The organism is Methylobacterium sp. CM6257, assembly GCF_054611515.1.
In genome coordinates, this window is the sequence record NZ_CM137735.1 from 3,988,665 (window position 1) to 4,001,586 (window position 12,922).

Annotated in this window: 21 protein-coding genes and 1 pseudogene; 10 read left to right on the plus strand and 12 right to left on the minus strand. The window is 65.5% G+C overall.

Translation table 11 applies throughout. The features are described from left to right. Positions 1-34: 34 nt before the first annotated feature. Complete coding sequence (locus ACYCO6_RS19490; RefSeq protein ID WP_459762378.1) at positions 35-856, minus strand: transglutaminase-like domain-containing protein; 822 nt, start codon at positions 854-856, stop codon at positions 35-37. Positions 857-948: 92 nt separating this feature from the next. On the opposite strand from ACYCO6_RS19490, the gene ACYCO6_RS19495 reads away from it, so the two are divergent. Genes ACYCO6_RS19495 through ACYCO6_RS19505 form a run of 3 tightly spaced genes read left to right on the plus strand, consistent with a single transcriptional unit; the run spans position 949 to position 1,611 of the window. Then, positions 949-1,191 carry a hypothetical protein gene (locus ACYCO6_RS19495; RefSeq protein ID WP_459762380.1) on the plus strand — a complete coding sequence of 81 codons (243 nt, stop codon included), beginning with the start codon at positions 949-951 and terminating at the stop codon, positions 1,189-1,191. Continuing rightward, positions 1,188-1,394: a hypothetical protein gene (locus ACYCO6_RS19500; RefSeq protein WP_459762382.1), complete on the plus strand. Its 207-nt coding sequence runs from the start codon at positions 1,188-1,190 to the stop codon at positions 1,392-1,394. Before ACYCO6_RS19495 ends, ACYCO6_RS19500 begins: the two co-directional genes overlap by 4 nt. A gap of 4 nt (positions 1,395-1,398) precedes the next feature. Further along, the gene (locus ACYCO6_RS19505) at positions 1,399-1,611 is read left to right on the plus strand and encodes a hypothetical protein (protein WP_459762384.1); all 213 of its coding nucleotides are present in this window, start codon (positions 1,399-1,401) and stop codon (positions 1,609-1,611) included. 232 nt (positions 1,612-1,843) lie between these two features. Here ACYCO6_RS19505 and ACYCO6_RS19510 read toward each other — a convergent pair. Then, positions 1,844-2,145, minus strand: a pseudogene (locus ACYCO6_RS19510) (GCG_CRPN prefix-to-repeats domain-containing protein). Between the two features lie 325 nt (positions 2,146-2,470). Here ACYCO6_RS19510 and ACYCO6_RS19515 point away from each other — a divergent pair. The 5 genes from ACYCO6_RS19515 to ACYCO6_RS19535 all read left to right on the plus strand — a co-directional run bounded on the left by ACYCO6_RS19515 (position 2,471) and on the right by ACYCO6_RS19535 (position 4,041). Then, entirely contained in the window at positions 2,471-2,890 is a 420-nt protein-coding gene (locus ACYCO6_RS19515; RefSeq protein ID WP_459762386.1) for a DUF5681 domain-containing protein, read from the plus strand. Further along, on the plus strand, positions 2,887-3,165 hold the full coding sequence (locus ACYCO6_RS19520; RefSeq protein WP_459762388.1) for a hypothetical protein: 279 nt from the start codon (positions 2,887-2,889) through the stop codon (positions 3,163-3,165). The genes ACYCO6_RS19515 and ACYCO6_RS19520 overlap by 4 nt, the downstream gene beginning before the upstream one ends. Beyond that, a complete protein-coding gene (locus tag ACYCO6_RS19525; RefSeq protein ID WP_459762390.1) occupies positions 3,150-3,347 on the plus strand; it encodes a hypothetical protein in 198 nt (65 codons plus the stop codon). The genes ACYCO6_RS19520 and ACYCO6_RS19525 overlap by 16 nt, the downstream gene beginning before the upstream one ends. Positions 3,348-3,516: 169 nt before the next feature. Continuing rightward, complete coding sequence (locus ACYCO6_RS19530) at positions 3,517-3,738, plus strand: dodecin family protein (RefSeq protein WP_459762392.1); 222 nt, start codon at positions 3,517-3,519, stop codon at positions 3,736-3,738. Between the two features lie 75 nt (positions 3,739-3,813). Further along, the gene (locus tag ACYCO6_RS19535) at positions 3,814-4,041 is read left to right on the plus strand and encodes a hypothetical protein (protein WP_459762394.1); all 228 of its coding nucleotides are present in this window, start codon (positions 3,814-3,816) and stop codon (positions 4,039-4,041) included. A 145-nt stretch (positions 4,042-4,186) separates the two neighbouring features. On the opposite strand, the gene ACYCO6_RS19540 is transcribed toward ACYCO6_RS19535, so the two are convergent. Together ACYCO6_RS19540 and ACYCO6_RS19545 are read right to left on the minus strand one after the other, a co-directional pair. After that, the gene (locus ACYCO6_RS19540; RefSeq protein ID WP_459762396.1) at positions 4,187-5,275 is read right to left on the minus strand and encodes a chromosome partitioning protein ParA; all 1,089 of its coding nucleotides are present in this window, start codon (positions 5,273-5,275) and stop codon (positions 4,187-4,189) included. Between the two features lie 284 nt (positions 5,276-5,559). Further along, positions 5,560-5,817 (minus strand): hypothetical protein, encoded by a 258-nt coding sequence (locus ACYCO6_RS19545; protein ID WP_459762398.1) that lies wholly within the window; start codon positions 5,815-5,817, stop codon positions 5,560-5,562. Positions 5,818-5,952: 135 nt separating this feature from the next. Between ACYCO6_RS19545 and ACYCO6_RS19550 the strand changes: the two genes are divergently transcribed. Continuing rightward, positions 5,953-6,471 carry a Ros/MucR family transcriptional regulator gene (locus ACYCO6_RS19550; RefSeq protein WP_459762400.1) on the plus strand — a complete coding sequence of 173 codons (519 nt, stop codon included), beginning with the start codon at positions 5,953-5,955 and terminating at the stop codon, positions 6,469-6,471. A gap of 120 nt (positions 6,472-6,591) precedes the next feature. Here ACYCO6_RS19550 and ACYCO6_RS19555 read toward each other — a convergent pair whose 3' ends face one another. The 8 genes from ACYCO6_RS19555 to ACYCO6_RS19590 all read right to left on the minus strand — a co-directional run bounded on the left by ACYCO6_RS19555 (position 6,592) and on the right by ACYCO6_RS19590 (position 12,444). Further along, positions 6,592-7,245: a hypothetical protein gene (locus ACYCO6_RS19555; protein ID WP_459762402.1), complete on the minus strand. Its 654-nt coding sequence runs from the start codon at positions 7,243-7,245 to the stop codon at positions 6,592-6,594. A gap of 26 nt (positions 7,246-7,271) precedes the next feature. Then, the gene (locus ACYCO6_RS19560; RefSeq protein WP_459762404.1) at positions 7,272-7,625 is read right to left on the minus strand and encodes a hypothetical protein; all 354 of its coding nucleotides are present in this window, start codon (positions 7,623-7,625) and stop codon (positions 7,272-7,274) included. 780 nt (positions 7,626-8,405) lie between these two features. After that, entirely contained in the window at positions 8,406-8,765 is a 360-nt protein-coding gene (locus tag ACYCO6_RS19565; protein ID WP_459762406.1) for a hypothetical protein, read from the minus strand. Positions 8,766-9,071: 306 nt separating this feature from the next. Next, positions 9,072-9,227, minus strand: coding sequence for a hypothetical protein (locus ACYCO6_RS19570; RefSeq protein WP_459762408.1), 156 nt, complete (start codon positions 9,225-9,227; stop codon positions 9,072-9,074). 73 nt (positions 9,228-9,300) lie between these two features. After that, positions 9,301-9,627, minus strand: a complete 327-nt coding sequence (locus ACYCO6_RS19575; RefSeq protein ID WP_459762410.1) for a hypothetical protein — start codon at positions 9,625-9,627, stop codon at positions 9,301-9,303. A gap of 902 nt (positions 9,628-10,529) precedes the next feature. Next, complete coding sequence (locus tag ACYCO6_RS19580; RefSeq protein ID WP_459762412.1) at positions 10,530-10,694, minus strand: hypothetical protein; 165 nt, start codon at positions 10,692-10,694, stop codon at positions 10,530-10,532. Positions 10,695-10,728: 34 nt separating this feature from the next. Further along, entirely contained in the window at positions 10,729-11,277 is a 549-nt protein-coding gene (locus tag ACYCO6_RS19585) for a hypothetical protein (RefSeq protein ID WP_459762414.1), read from the minus strand. Positions 11,278-11,568: 291 nt separating this feature from the next. After that, the gene (locus ACYCO6_RS19590) at positions 11,569-12,444 is read right to left on the minus strand and encodes an SDR family oxidoreductase (RefSeq protein WP_459762416.1); all 876 of its coding nucleotides are present in this window, start codon (positions 12,442-12,444) and stop codon (positions 11,569-11,571) included. 342 nt (positions 12,445-12,786) lie between these two features. Between ACYCO6_RS19590 and ACYCO6_RS19595 the strand changes: the two genes are divergently transcribed. Continuing rightward, positions 12,787-12,915: a hypothetical protein gene (locus ACYCO6_RS19595; protein WP_459762418.1), complete on the plus strand. Its 129-nt coding sequence runs from the start codon at positions 12,787-12,789 to the stop codon at positions 12,913-12,915. Positions 12,916-12,922: the final 7 nt, after the last annotated feature.

Consider the following 12,922-nt stretch of genomic DNA (forward strand, 5'->3'; position numbering starts at 1 on the left):
AGCCGAGCAGCGCGCCCATCTGCGCACCATGATCTTATCTGGTCACCTCGTCGGTGTGCACGGTGAAGCCAGCGAGCGGCGCCCGGCCGAAGCTCGTCGTGATCGCGCAGTCGATGGCGTCACGCCCGTAGGCCATGACGATGCGGCCGACGCGGGGCCGGTTATGCCGCGCGTCGAACGTGTACCAGCGCGGTCCCTCCGGCCCTTCGAGGAAGACCTCGAACCACGCGGAGAAGTCCATCGGGGCGGGATCCTTCGGCACTCCGATGTCGCCGAGGTAGCCAGTGGCGTAGCGCGCTGGGATGTTCATGCACCGACACAGGGCGATGGCGAGATGCGCGAAGTCACGGCACACACCGACCTGCTGGGCGTGGCCGTCGAAGGCGCTGCGGGTGGCGTCGGCCTGCATGTAGTCGAAGCGCAGTCGGCCGTGCGCATAATCGACGATGGCCTGGACACGCGGCCAGCCCTCCGGCGTGCCGCCGAACAGATCCCAGGCGGTCTGCGAGAGCTTGTCGGTGTCGCAGTACCGCGAGGCGAGCAGGAACGGCAGCACCTCGTCCGGCAGGTCCTGCACTGGGATCTGCGTGGCCTCGGGTGCGTGCGCGTCCGGCCGACCATGGTCCTCGATCTGGAAGTCTGCGGTCATGGTGATGCGGCCGCCTGGGACGAGGATGCGCGTGGCCACGTTGCCGAACGGGTCGCGGAACTCCCTGGCCGCGACCGGCGGGTCGAAGGTGATGACCTCGCGGCTGCGAAGGTCGGGCTGCCGCTCCGGCCGCACGTTGAGGAGCAGCACCATCGGCGTGGGGCCGAACGTGTCGAGGGCGACGGTGTAGCCGCACCGGATGAGCATGGTCGACCTCCGCTTGATATCCTCTCCAAGGCAAGATGCCGACCAGACGGCTTCTGGTTTCCCGTCCTACGCCATGCTGATGAGGTAAGCGCATGACCGCCGCCAGCATTCTTGCCCTCGTCGAGAGCATTGAGCGTCACGGTGTCGAGGCCCCGGCCGCCCTCGCCTTCCGGTCAGCCCTCATCCGCAAGGGCCGCGAGGCGCACGCGGCCGGCGGGCCGGCAACCCTTGCCGCCTTACAGCGGGAGATCACGGCCGCAGATCCTCGCCGGGCCAAGACCCGCGCTGCCGTTCTGGCCGCGGCATGGTCCGGCATCACAGAGGGCGGAAGATGACCCTGCGCGAGGAAGCCGCTTTGGCCGCCGGCATCGAAGCGGTACGGCAGATGGCGCCCACAGCAGCTGTGAGTATCGAGGTCGGAGATGACGCGAGCCGCCTCCAGCATCACGCGGCGGTTGCGGCGCTTCAGGAATTCGCCGAGGCTGCCCATCTGTTGATGGTGGTCGGCGCACACCTCGACGCCCACCTGACGGAGTGATGCGATGACCGCGCCCTACACCATCGACGACATCGCCAAGCACATGCTGACGATGGATTGGCCCTTTCCTCACGCCAGCGATGGCGAAATTAATTTCGAGGCGCTCTACGCGGAGGTGAGAAAAGTCTTTCCCGGCCTGACCTCGCACGACTTCAACGCGTCCTACGATCACTGTCTCGACATGAAACGGACGGCGGGCAACCGCACGGCGAGCTGAGCCTAACCATGGCGTCTTGCCGCCTGAGGTGCTTACTGCCCCGGACCTAAAGCTCGAACCGGATTAATCGGGCCATGACGCGCAGGGCGGCCTTCGCCTTCTTGATGGTCACCCGCATAGCGCGGTTCCAAGCCGCCATCGCCGGCTGATCCGCGGCGTAGGCGACCGAACGTCGCCCGTGCGTCAGGGGTGGGCTGTCAGGATGACGCCCTGACCAGCCCAACCGCTGAGGTCACCAGCTGCCATGAAACCGACGCGGGCCTCGTAGCCGCCAGGGCCGCGTTCGTAACCGCCGTGTTCGTAGCCCGGCCGTCCACCGTAGGGACCGCGCGGACCGCCCCACCCCCAACCATTCGGGCGGCAATGACCCCACGGGTTCGGGTGAAAGCCCGGGCCGCAGCCGCCGGCCACACGCTCAAGCAGCCCGTCGCCATCAGGCCGCCCGTACCCGAACGGCGCTGCATTCGCAGTCGTGGCGGTGGCGAGACCCGCCGCGAGCACCGCCGCCATTCCCAGCATCCTAGACCGCACCATGACACGACCTCCTGAGAGCCTCGGTCCGAAGCCGTCGGACCAGATGAGGGGAGGATGCGACCGGCGTGGTGAACCCAGTCAGGTTGGCTCGTTCATCAACCTGATGGGATCGGCGGGCTTTGACGTGACGCTTGCGCGGCGGGACGGTTGGTACAGCACCCACGAGGTCCGCCGGCAAGCGGCCGCTGCAGCACGGCGATGGCTGACCGAAAGGCTGCGGACGTTGACAGCTGAGGACCCGGACGTGAAAAATTATAGCATATGCTATATATCTGACCTGATATTGGCTTGATGTCTACAGGTCGCCCTGACTGGACGCTGATCGATGCCGCGAGAGGACACCCAGTTCGAGCCGGGCCGAAGCGGCAATCCCGCCGGCCGCCCCAAGGGCTCGCGCAATCGCGCCACCGTGGCCCTGGAGAAGATCCTCGACGGCGATGCCGAGAGCATCCTGCGCAAGGCCGTGGAGATGGCGCAGGACGGGGATCCGACCGCGCTCCGGCTATGCCTCGACCGGATACTGCCGCCTCGCAAGGATCGGCCGATTAGCTTCGACCTGCCAGAGATCGTGACCACAGACGATCTGCCGAAAGCCACGGGCGCCATCGTGGCTGCGGTGGCTGCGGGCGAGCTGACCCCCGCCGAAGCGGCCGAGATCAGCAAGACCCTCGATGTACATGTCCGAGCCATTGAGGCGACCGAACTGCATCGACGGATGGCGGCACTGGAGGCGCGGGGAAGATGAGGCTCCGAGCGCTAGAAGCACGCCTCGCCCGCTTAGAGGCGCAGCGTGGTACCGGCCGATACGATCACCTGTCCTACGAGGAGGTCGAGCAGCTGCTGTTCGACCGGCTGCACCGACTGGTGACCGCGGCTGGCGGCATCGACGAGCTGATGGCGGAGTGGGACGCCGCAACCGACCCGGAGGAGCGGGCCCTGATTGTAGAGATCAGGGCGCATGATCGCGACGTTCGCGAGCACTACATCGAGATGGAGGCCCGGCTGTGTCCACGACACTGAAAGCCCGCATGGTGCGGTTGGAGAAGCTCTACCCCGACCTGAAGCCCGGTCCCGAGCGCATGACCGACGAGGAGCTGGACGGCATGATCGGCGTCCTGCGCCAGATCGAGGCCGGAGAGGCGGTCGACCCCGCCCGGATGGAATGGGCGAGCAGCGTCATGCACCGGAAGGGCATGCTGTGAAGCGGCCCAGAGACGCAGCGGGGGCCAACGGTTTGGCGTTAGGGTCTGAACTCAATCAGCTTGGCCGTGGCGACGTCCGAGAAGGGTGGAAAGCCGCTGTTCAGCAGAGGATTGCCTCCCTGTTGGGTCGGGCATAGCATCACGTGTCTCACCCGCAAGGGAGGCAACCATGTCGGTGGTGAAGTTCCTCGAACTTTCAGCTCAATCACCGCAAGGCTACGAAGACGCGATCAAGCAAGCGGTCGAGCGCGCATCCAGCACCCTCCGCGGCATCCAGTCCGTTTGGGTCAAGGAGTTCGAAGCCGTCGTGGAGAACGACAAGGTGACCCAGTTCCGGGTCAACGTGAAAATCTCGTTCCTGCTCGAGGGTTCAGGCGCGGGCGCTGGCTGAATGGGGCGTTCTGATTGAACCGTTCAGCGGTCCTGTAGTCATGCGAGGACCGAAACCAAAGCACGAGTGTCTGCGATGAGCGCGGCCGCTGCCCTTGAGCCAAGGCTGATCCTTGTCTGGGCTGGTGTGCTGCTTTTCATCAGCGGCCTCCTGCTCACGGCCTTTACGGCACTCTGGGGTGGGCGCTTTAAAGCCAGGAGCCGGACGGATAGCGCGGCCGGCTTCAGCCCACGGGCAAACTGGCCGGGGCTGGTGATGTTGGCAGCGGGCATCCTCTGCTTCCTGGCCGCGGCTGCGTTCTGATACTGGGGTTTCGCCTCGCGCGAGCTGGCGAATTTCGCAACTGAACCAGCTGATGGGTAAGTTCTCTGGAGGCATACGCACCGTCTGCAATGGGTCGAGAGCAGACACCTCACGGTCAAGCTGATTGGGTTCAGGCCCTAGTAGCTCACTGCGGCTTCGGCTCGGCACCTGGAGCCTGCACCGGCGCTGCGGGCGCAGGTTGATCAGAGAGCCGCTTACGACCACCCGCCAGCTGGCTTTGAAGGTCTGCTAGCTCCTGGCGAGCCGACTGTACCTGCCTGTCGAGTTCGGCCAGCTCCTTGTTTCGTGTAGCCAAGCTGTGGCTCAGAGTGGAGAGCTGAGCCTGAGCGTCAGCCTGCCGCTTCTGCAGAGCCGTCACTTCGGCGTTCAATCCGTCTCGGGCGTCCTGGAGCTTCTTGACCGCGGCCTCAGCTTGGCTGCGCTCAGCGGTGACACGATCCCGGTCCGCCTGAGCGGTAGCCGCATCCTTCTGCGCAGAAGCGAGGCTGTCGCGTGCCTGCTGAAGCTGCTGGTCGGTTCGAGCGACGTCGGCCGTCAGCTTGTCCCGGTTCGCGCTCAGACCGCTGATCGCCTGCTCCAAGTCAGCGCGCTGTTTCGACACCTTTTCGGTCTCAGCCTTTGCTTCCGAGAGGGCCTTCTGTGCGGCTGCGGTCCCCTCGCGAGCGGCCTGCTGGCTCTGCTCGGCCTGGGCGAGTTCAGCCGACTTGGCGGCGCTCTCCTGCGTCAAGGCCGCGAGGTCGCCGCGCAGCTTAGCCTCCTGCTGGCGCGCCTCCTCAAGCCGCGCACCGATATTCGCCAAATCCTGGGTGCGAGCCTTAGCAGCCTGATCGGCTTTGTCCGCCGCCTCACGCAGCGGCGCGATCTTCTGCTCGGCCTGCTGAACTTGGGTCTGCAACTCGCTGAGGCGCTGTGTCTGCGCCTGCTGCTCCTTAGTCGCTGCACCCGTCTTCTGCTCGGCCGCCTGCTGCTCCTGGCGCAGTGTCGCGAGGCGGGCCTGCAGCTGCTCGACCTCCTGAGTGGCTTGGCGCCCCTGCTGCTCCGCCGCCGCGATCTTAGCCTGCAAAGCCGACAGCGTGCCCGTGGCCAGCTGCTGCTGCGCAAGCTCGCTTTGCAGCCGGACCTGCTCCGTCTGGAGCATGCTGATCTGCTGCTCGAAGGCTCTGCGGTGCTTCGAATGGACGGCGGTGACGACGAGCAGCCAGACCAGCAGCACGGCCGCGACCACGGCGAAGCTGAAGGCTACGGGGCGACGCAGCTCGGACCGGACATCGACCGCCATGGTTCACCTGCGCGTTGCTGAAGACACGTGGGGCTCAACGCAGGAGCGCCGCCGATAGGTCCTGTCATGGCGAGCCGGCAACCATCTGCTCGCCGTAGCCTGGATGCCGTGGGCACCCAACCCAAGAACACGGCGCGTCTGATGACCGTTACGGCCGCCACCGGCGCCGCGCGATCCGACCGGAGCGCGGGTCGGTCTGGGCGCAGTGAGGCCGCCGCCTACCCCTGCCGCATCGTCACGGAGCCATCGTCAGGGTCGACGGCCTCGACCCGCGGGCCCGGCGTGCTCATGGCCGCGAGCCTGTCCAAGAAGCGATTGTAGGCCGCGGCGAGCACGTCGCTGTCGTCTGTCGGCATGACGCCCAACAGCTCGCGCATCAAGCCGCCCAGGGCCATGTCGCGACCAGCGCCGATGAACCCGCCCGCCCCTCCTCGTTCGCGCTCGAAGGCCGAGATCACTTTCTCGGCGATGATCATGGCGGCAGTCTCAACGTCAGGGACGTGCATCGTTTCAGCTTAGCGGATTAAAGAAATGAACAATACAGGTGGTATTGCATTGCATCCTCGGGTCTGCCGGCGCAATGTGCTTGTTCTCTCGAAAATAGGTGCATCGTGGACGCAGTCGTGGAGGGGATCGAGCCGGAAGGCGTCGACTACACCGGGCTGACGGCGGACCTCGTCTCAGCCTACGTGGCGAACAACCCTGTTCCCGTCTCAGAACTGGCGGCATTGATTGCTAGCACGCACGCTGCGCTCACCGGGCTCGGACAGGGTAGCGCGACCGGCACTCAGCCGGCCCCGAAGCTGACCCCTGCGCAGATCCGGAAGTCGATCTCCCACGACGCGCTGATCAGCTTCGAGGATGGAAAGCCCTACAAGACGCTGCGCCGTCACCTGACGATCAGGGGTCTCACACCCGAAGCCTACCGTGAGAAGTGGGGGCTGCCGCGCGACTACCCGATGACGGCGGCCAGCTACTCCGAGAAGCGCTCGGCGCTAGCCAAGAGCTTGGGTCTGGGTAATCGGCGTCGGAAGGCGGCTCCGAAGGCTGCCGCCGTCGAGGGGACGATTTCTGAGAAGCCGAACCGCGCCGGTCGGACGCGGAAGGCGAACGAGCCTGCCGAGGCGTAGAATGCAAAAGGCCCCATAGCTTTACGGCTGGGGGCCTTCGCGCGCATCGGTAGCGCCAATGCCTTCATGGGCAGGGATGGCGCTGGCCATCATTGCCAAGATACGTGCCTGAACCCCGGCTCAGAACGATCCGCCAGCGTTTGGGTAGGAGCGAACACGCCCCCGGCCGGCGGTCAGACCTGCACCCGGTGTAGCGGTGGCATCCGTCGCCACCGGCGGCGACCAACCTTCCGCCCTCCACGCATTGGCTTTCCGGTCGAGATCGACCGAACCATGCTGCTCCAGGATGTCCATCACCATCGGACCGCGAGCCTCGTCGGCACGGACCGTGACGAGCGTGCCGCCGCGACGGACACCCTCGCCGTAAGCATGGGCATCCTTCTCGCTGACACCGGCACCCGTCAGTCCGCCAGCGAGGCCGCCAGCTGCTGCACCGATCCCTGCACCCGTCAGGGTGGCGACGAGCCAACCCGCGGCGACGACCGGCCCCACACCGGGGATCGCGATCAAGCCGAGACCCGCGAGTAGACCGGCCGCACCGCCGACCACAGTCCCCAGCGTAGCGCCTGTTCCGGTGCCATCCTTGGCCTTCTCCCGGGTATCGTCACTCACGTGATGCTCGTTACCCCTCAACAAGGCGCTGTGGCGATCTCCTTCGTTGTTGCTGACGATGCTGATGTCAGCGTGCGGGATCCCGCTGGCTTCGAGTTTACCAACGGCGGTGCTGGCATCCTCGTAGCGGTCGAAGAGCGCGGTGATGGTCTGTTGGGCCATGGGAAATCTCCTCGGTGAGCTCTGGATCACTGCGCGGCGACGTTGCCCTTGAAATCGAGGCCGACGCTCACCTGCTGGCCGCCATGCGTGGCGGTGCCGCGCCAAATGCCGTCGGCATCCTTTTTGAGGTCCTTGGCATCCTTGAACCCGGCCTTGTCGAGCCGCGACCGGACCTCGCCTTCCGTGAAGCTGTTTGCGCCCTTCTCCAGCTTCGTGTTGGCGGCGCTGCCAGGGGAGGTGCTGTCCGGGGTCATCTTGTCGGTGTTGGGTCGCGTGACGCTCTGCTGACCGCCGGATTGTTGGCTGGTCTTCGCATCCGGCGAGGCGGGCGAACCTGTCGTCGTCGTTTGGGCGAGCGCGCCCGAGCCGAGCGTGCTCACGAGGAGGATGGCAGCGATAGAGGTACGCATCACAGGCTCCGTCTGTCTAAGACGCATAAAACACATCGACGCCGCTGTGCGTTCCAGAAAGAGATTTTCAGTGCCGATAGATTGGCCGATTAAGTGTGAGATGAGGCAGGCGTAGCCGTTGGCTGAAACTGGCTTTCTGCGGCGCAAAATATGCTATGTCAGTTGCATCTGCGGATACGGCAGGATCTCTATGCTGTGCGCTCAGAAAAGCGAGAAAACTCTGGGCCGCTGTCATTTAAGACGCGTTCTTGCAAGAACCTAATCACCGATGGCTCCTGGATAGTGAGTGTGAGGCCGGAAGACATAAGGCCGAGCCACGACACACGAACTCGGGAAGCCATGCCGCCGGACGCGAGGTTGCGAGAACACAAGACGATGCGCTGAGGTTAGCCCGATAAGTTCCAGCCGCTCGCGCTAGGTCGTACCTGATCTGGCAGAGAGCTGGGCGCGGAACGCCGGGGCCACCTATGCGGGAACAAGCTCTGACCCTGATCCGGGCTCTCGTTGGCGGCATCGTCGCTGATGAGGTCACGGTCGCGGAGCTCGCCCGTATCGCGTACGCGGAGGATAGGAACGGCCGGCACGGTGAAATCGAAGCCCTGCGCGCGGTATGCCGCTGTCACCGGATCCGCATCCTGGAAGCCCGCGCCCACATAGCTATGCTCGAAGCAGAGTTCGGTCCCCTGCAGGACTGAACCTCCGCGGGTTGGCACATCGCTTCAGCGCCTCTTCCACGAGGCGGGAATGTGGTCAGATCCGCTTGCCTTGAACGCCAAGCCCCACGCGATCAGCAGCGGCCGACGCGCATCCATGCTCGAAGATTGCCAGCTGTAGCGCCTCGACAGCCCCATACGCATCGCGCCGCGTCTGATCCTGAAGCCTCTGGCTGGCTCCGTCTGGCGATCTGAGAAGCTCCTGTAGGGCATCAATCCGCTCGGCCAAGTGAGCCTGTGCGTCCTGTATGTCGGGGTTTGGATCCACGAAGCGCATCGGAGCGCTGATCGTTCGGTGGACCGCTTCGAGCAAGTCACCGTCGGCGGCTGAGAAACCTTGGACGCGCGCCACCGCTGCCTGGAATGCAAGGGCGAGATCGGATCTGAGCTGGCTCACGGGCGATCCCGCCCAGTGTCGAAGCCCTTCAGCGGCACGCCGGTCCTGAAGCGACCGTATATGCGGCCGATGGCATCAAGCTCCGATCCAGTCGCTATTCTGACGAAGGGGCGCAGCTCATCGCAGGCGAGGCAGATTAGCCGCTTCCGAAAGATGGTATCTGGTTCCGGATCGCTCATTTCAGAGAGCCCTTCCCCTTCAGGTGTTCAGTAGTACGTCCTGACGGCCCCAATGCCTACCCTTTCCGCTCCCGGAACCGGATCCCGGCCCCGGCGCCGTTCTCGGGGAGAAATTCCGAGCCAGCGTTCATGCGGATGGCCATGCTGCCGTGAGCAGGGTCGCCACGGCCGCGGCCACGAGGCAATCTCCCACGGCATACTCGACGCCTGCCGCCTCAAGGGCCCTCGTCGTGCCGACGAAGACGATGGCGACGCCCATCGCGGACAGGCGACGTGCGATCATTCCTGTCCCTCCCACTCCTGGAACCGGAACCCCGCTCTGCCGCCATTCTCGGGGATCACCTCCGGACCGGCGGTCATCCCCGCTCCTTGCGGAAGCCTGCGAAGAAGCGCGTCAAACCGTGCAGGTCGACATCTGGGAGGGTCCGCGGAGCGTCTGACGGGGTCTCGTCAGTGACATCTTGGCCGTCCATGCCCGCCAGCTCGTGCAGCACCTGCGTCAGAAGAGGTGGCCAGTCCACGCCGTGATCCTGCAGAAGGCGCGCGGCTTTCGCCAATGCGACGGCCTGATCCGGCGGAACCGCCCGGTCCATGATCCTTGCGTCGAGCGCCCGGTCGGCGAGCATGGTGCAGAGGCGTAGAACCTCGGAGAGCCGCTCAGGTGAGGCAGGCTCGGCGATCATATCTGATCCTTCCGTGCCATAGACGGCCTCCGACAAACCTCGGCTCTGGAGGGACGGCAGCGAAGTCATCAGTCACCCTCGAGCCAGCAGGATAAGCCGGGCTCGGAAATATGCTGCCACGCTTGCACCACTCGCGCACCTGAGACAGTCGGCTCCCTAGAGACTTTCTCAGTGACAGCATCCACGCCCTCTCGTCGGCCTTGAGGGGGGGGAGAAGCTTCCGAGAGGGCGCGGAGGTCGGCAAGTGCCGGCTCAGCGACGGTACAACCGGCCGGCCGGTAGGTTCAACCGTTGGCGAAAATCCTAAGCTGCCCGCCGCTCCCCCAGATCTGGGTAGCGGCCCCAAGCTTGGGACAGCCAAATGCGAAACCGTTTCGCATTGGTGGGCCTTCGGCATCCACGCCCGCCCTGACTGCTTGGGGGGCGAGCTTGAGACGGGCGTGGACTGTCGACAAACCGCCCCCTCACAGGCGTGCCGACACCAGCCGGGTACGCTGATTGGTGACGCTTGTAGCTGTGGCGAATGCGCCTGATCCGCCGACCTCACGAACGCCGCTCGCGCGTCCGGTGCGGGCGGCAGTAGGAATTGCAGGTGCCCTATGAGATCCAGCCGAGCACCGCCACTAAGTGGTCTGCCTGGGCTCGGGTCAGGCCAGAGGCGACGGCGGCTCCGTTACGACAGACCGCATAGGTCCCGTCACCAGCCGCACGAATTTTGATGGAAGCCATGGAGTTGAACCGGCGATCACGCCGCGGCCGATGTCGAAGGCTCAGGACGAGCGGACTGGGATGTGGTCCCAGCTTCGAAGCAACGAAATGCGGCGGACGGCCTCAGGGCCAAAGTGGTCCGCTCAGATCTGAGCATACCCTTCACGAACGCCGCGAGAGCATGCGGTGCGAGCCTACCCCTTCGCTACGCACATGGTGATCGCGGAGGCGCCAGCAGAGGGTCGACCAGCCTCTGCAATCGACTTGGCCGCCGCTTCGCACGCCTGCTTGCTGTTGAATTCAACCGACCCGATTGCCGAGCCGGATCCCGCCAGCATGATGGTGAGCACGTAGACCACCGCATCCTCCTCGGTTGGCCGCTCAGTCGGGTGCTCACTTTGCTTGCCAGTTCGAGGGCTGCGTCACGCCGCCGATCTCGATCAGTCCCGTTCCTAAGACGAGGGCCCCGGCTCCGACGACAGCCAAGATCACAAGGAGCCAGAACCACTGCATCGAGCGATCTTCCTGATCGTCAACGTGCCCAGGCGAATTGCGACCCCAGCGTGCGGAAGTGACCCTTTGCGCGAACGTGCCGAAGTCGCACGGCTCAGTCGAGGGTAAGGCTTGGTCGGATGAGCCGTCATGATGGCGGCCGCCAACGCTATCCGGAACGCTCTCTCGTGCGGCCCGGACCGCTCCAGCATCGAAGGCATGCGAAGCATTCACGAGGGCTGCGATGTCGAGGCTGTGGCCGCTGGCGAAGTGGTAAGGGCCTACGTTCGGATTGTGCATGTAGGCGTCGATTGCCGCGACAACCTCTTGGCTGCTGATGATGCCAGCCTTGCGCAGTTCGGCGGCGGTTCGCGGTTCGGCGGCCATGGACGCGCTGATCGCCCCGCAACGTTGACTTAACCGTGCTGTCCGGCCGACATGGGCGGTCACGGCCCGATCCGCTTCGGTGGTTCGTGAGCCGGCCATTCAGGAGATCAACCGCCGCGAGATAGACCCTGAAAAGCCAACACCCCCGTCCCGGCAAGGACGAGGGTGCTGAAAAGGTGGAGCCGAGCTGGAACGGCATTCCGGCAACGGGAAACGCTTGCCTGGACCCGGGACCGTAGCCTGAAAGGGGCCGTGAGCGATGCGCGCCGCCGATGAGATCCGCCGACAGCGGGGGCGGCCCCGCGCGTTGTCCTAATCCGTCGGTACGGCTCACGCCCGCGTACGGACGGTTCCTCAGAAGACCGGCATGGCCCCGGCGACGGTGACGAGCGCGCCCGACGTGTAGCTGCTCTCCTCGGAGGCCAGCATCACGTAGGCCGAAGCGAGTTCGGCCGGCTGCCCCGGGCGCCCGAAGGGAACCTGGCTCCCGAAGGACTTCACCGAATCCTGGCTCATCCCGGATGGGATGAACGGCGTCCAGATCGGGCCTGGCAGCACGCCGTTCACGCGCACGCCCTTCTCGGCGAGCAGTTGCGCGAGGCTCAGCACCATGTTGCTCAGGGCGCCCTTGGTGGCGCTGTAGGCCATGAGCGACGGCATCGGATGCTTGGAGTTCACCGAGGAGGTGAAGATCACCGAGGCGCCGGGCTTCAGGTGCGCGAGCGCGGCCTTGGTCACGTAGAACGGCCCGAACACGTTCGTGCGGAAATGGTCCTCGAAGATGGAATCCTCGATGGCGGCAAGGTCCTCGTTCGGCTGCTGGAACGCGCCGTTGTTGACCAGCACGTCGAGGCGCCCGAACGTCTCCGCGGTCCGGGCGACGATCTGGCGGGCATAGGCGGCATCCTTGAGGTCGCCTGGCAGGAGCAGGGCGCGCCGGCCCGCCTTCTCGATCCAGCCGCCCACCGCTTCCGCGTCGGCCTGCTCTTCCGTCAGATAGGAGAGGGCGACGTCCGCACCCTCCCGGGCGAAGGCGATGGCCACCGCCCGGCCGATGCCGCTGTCGCCTCCGGTGATCAGCGCGGCCTTGCCGGTGAGCTTGCCCGATCCCTTGTAGCTCGCCTCGCCGTGATCCGGCTCGGGCGCCATGCGTCCGGTCTTGCCGGGAAAGCTCTGCGGCTGCGCCTCGAACGGCGGGCGGGGGTACTTGTGCAGCGGATCGGTGGTCACGCGTCGTCTCCGGTGGGAATGCCGGTCCAACGGCAGGGTCCCCCGGGTGTTCCGATGCCGCGTCGCCGTGCCCGACCCGGTCGTTCCGGGGTCGGGTATGGGGATCCCGGCGCGGACACTCAGATCGCGTGCCGCCCGGCAGGCTGACACAGGTCAGCAACAGGCGCGTCTCAGTCTCCTGCAGAGGAGACGCCACATTGGTCGAAATCCAACCGGAGGACCGGACTGCCCGCATGATCGACCGCGTCCTGCTCGGTGCCGCGATGCTGTCGCTCACCTTTGGCTTGGCCACGGGTCTCTGGGGCCTGCTGCAGTGAACTGGGCGCGGGATGTCGCTGCGGAGTGCGAATTTTGATCCGGCTCGGTCGCGCCGCCCTGCGTCGATCCGGGCTCGACCGCACCGCGCTCGCGCTGATCTGCACGGGGCTCGCGATCCTCGCCCTCGCCCTGCTGCTGGTCGGGCTCCCATGATCGTCCG

What these genes read in the sequence shown, in the direction of transcription:
- ACYCO6_RS19490 (WP_459762378.1), bottom strand. Translation starts at nt 856, where the DNA reads ATGCTCATCCGGTGCGGCTACACCGTCGCCCTCGACACGTTCGGCCCC.
- ACYCO6_RS19495 (WP_459762380.1), top strand. Translation starts at nt 949, where the DNA reads ATGACCGCCGCCAGCATTCTTGCCCTCGTCGAGAGCATTGAGCGTCAC.
- ACYCO6_RS19500 (WP_459762382.1), top strand. Translation starts at nt 1,188, where the DNA reads ATGACCCTGCGCGAGGAAGCCGCTTTGGCCGCCGGCATCGAAGCGGTA.
- ACYCO6_RS19505 (WP_459762384.1), top strand. Translation starts at nt 1,399, where the DNA reads ATGACCGCGCCCTACACCATCGACGACATCGCCAAGCACATGCTGACG.
- ACYCO6_RS19515 (WP_459762386.1), top strand. Translation starts at nt 2,471, where the DNA reads ATGCCGCGAGAGGACACCCAGTTCGAGCCGGGCCGAAGCGGCAATCCC.
- ACYCO6_RS19520 (WP_459762388.1), top strand. Translation starts at nt 2,887, where the DNA reads ATGAGGCTCCGAGCGCTAGAAGCACGCCTCGCCCGCTTAGAGGCGCAG.
- ACYCO6_RS19530 (WP_459762392.1), top strand. Translation starts at nt 3,517, where the DNA reads ATGTCGGTGGTGAAGTTCCTCGAACTTTCAGCTCAATCACCGCAAGGC.
- ACYCO6_RS19535 (WP_459762394.1), top strand. Translation starts at nt 3,814, where the DNA reads ATGAGCGCGGCCGCTGCCCTTGAGCCAAGGCTGATCCTTGTCTGGGCT.
- ACYCO6_RS19545 (WP_459762398.1), bottom strand. Translation starts at nt 5,817, where the DNA reads ATGATCATCGCCGAGAAAGTGATCTCGGCCTTCGAGCGCGAACGAGGA.
- ACYCO6_RS19555 (WP_459762402.1), bottom strand. Translation starts at nt 7,245, where the DNA reads ATGGCCCAACAGACCATCACCGCGCTCTTCGACCGCTACGAGGATGCC.
- ACYCO6_RS19570 (WP_459762408.1), bottom strand. Translation starts at nt 9,227, where the DNA reads ATGATCGCACGTCGCCTGTCCGCGATGGGCGTCGCCATCGTCTTCGTC.
- ACYCO6_RS19575 (WP_459762410.1), bottom strand. Translation starts at nt 9,627, where the DNA reads ATGATCGCCGAGCCTGCCTCACCTGAGCGGCTCTCCGAGGTTCTACGC.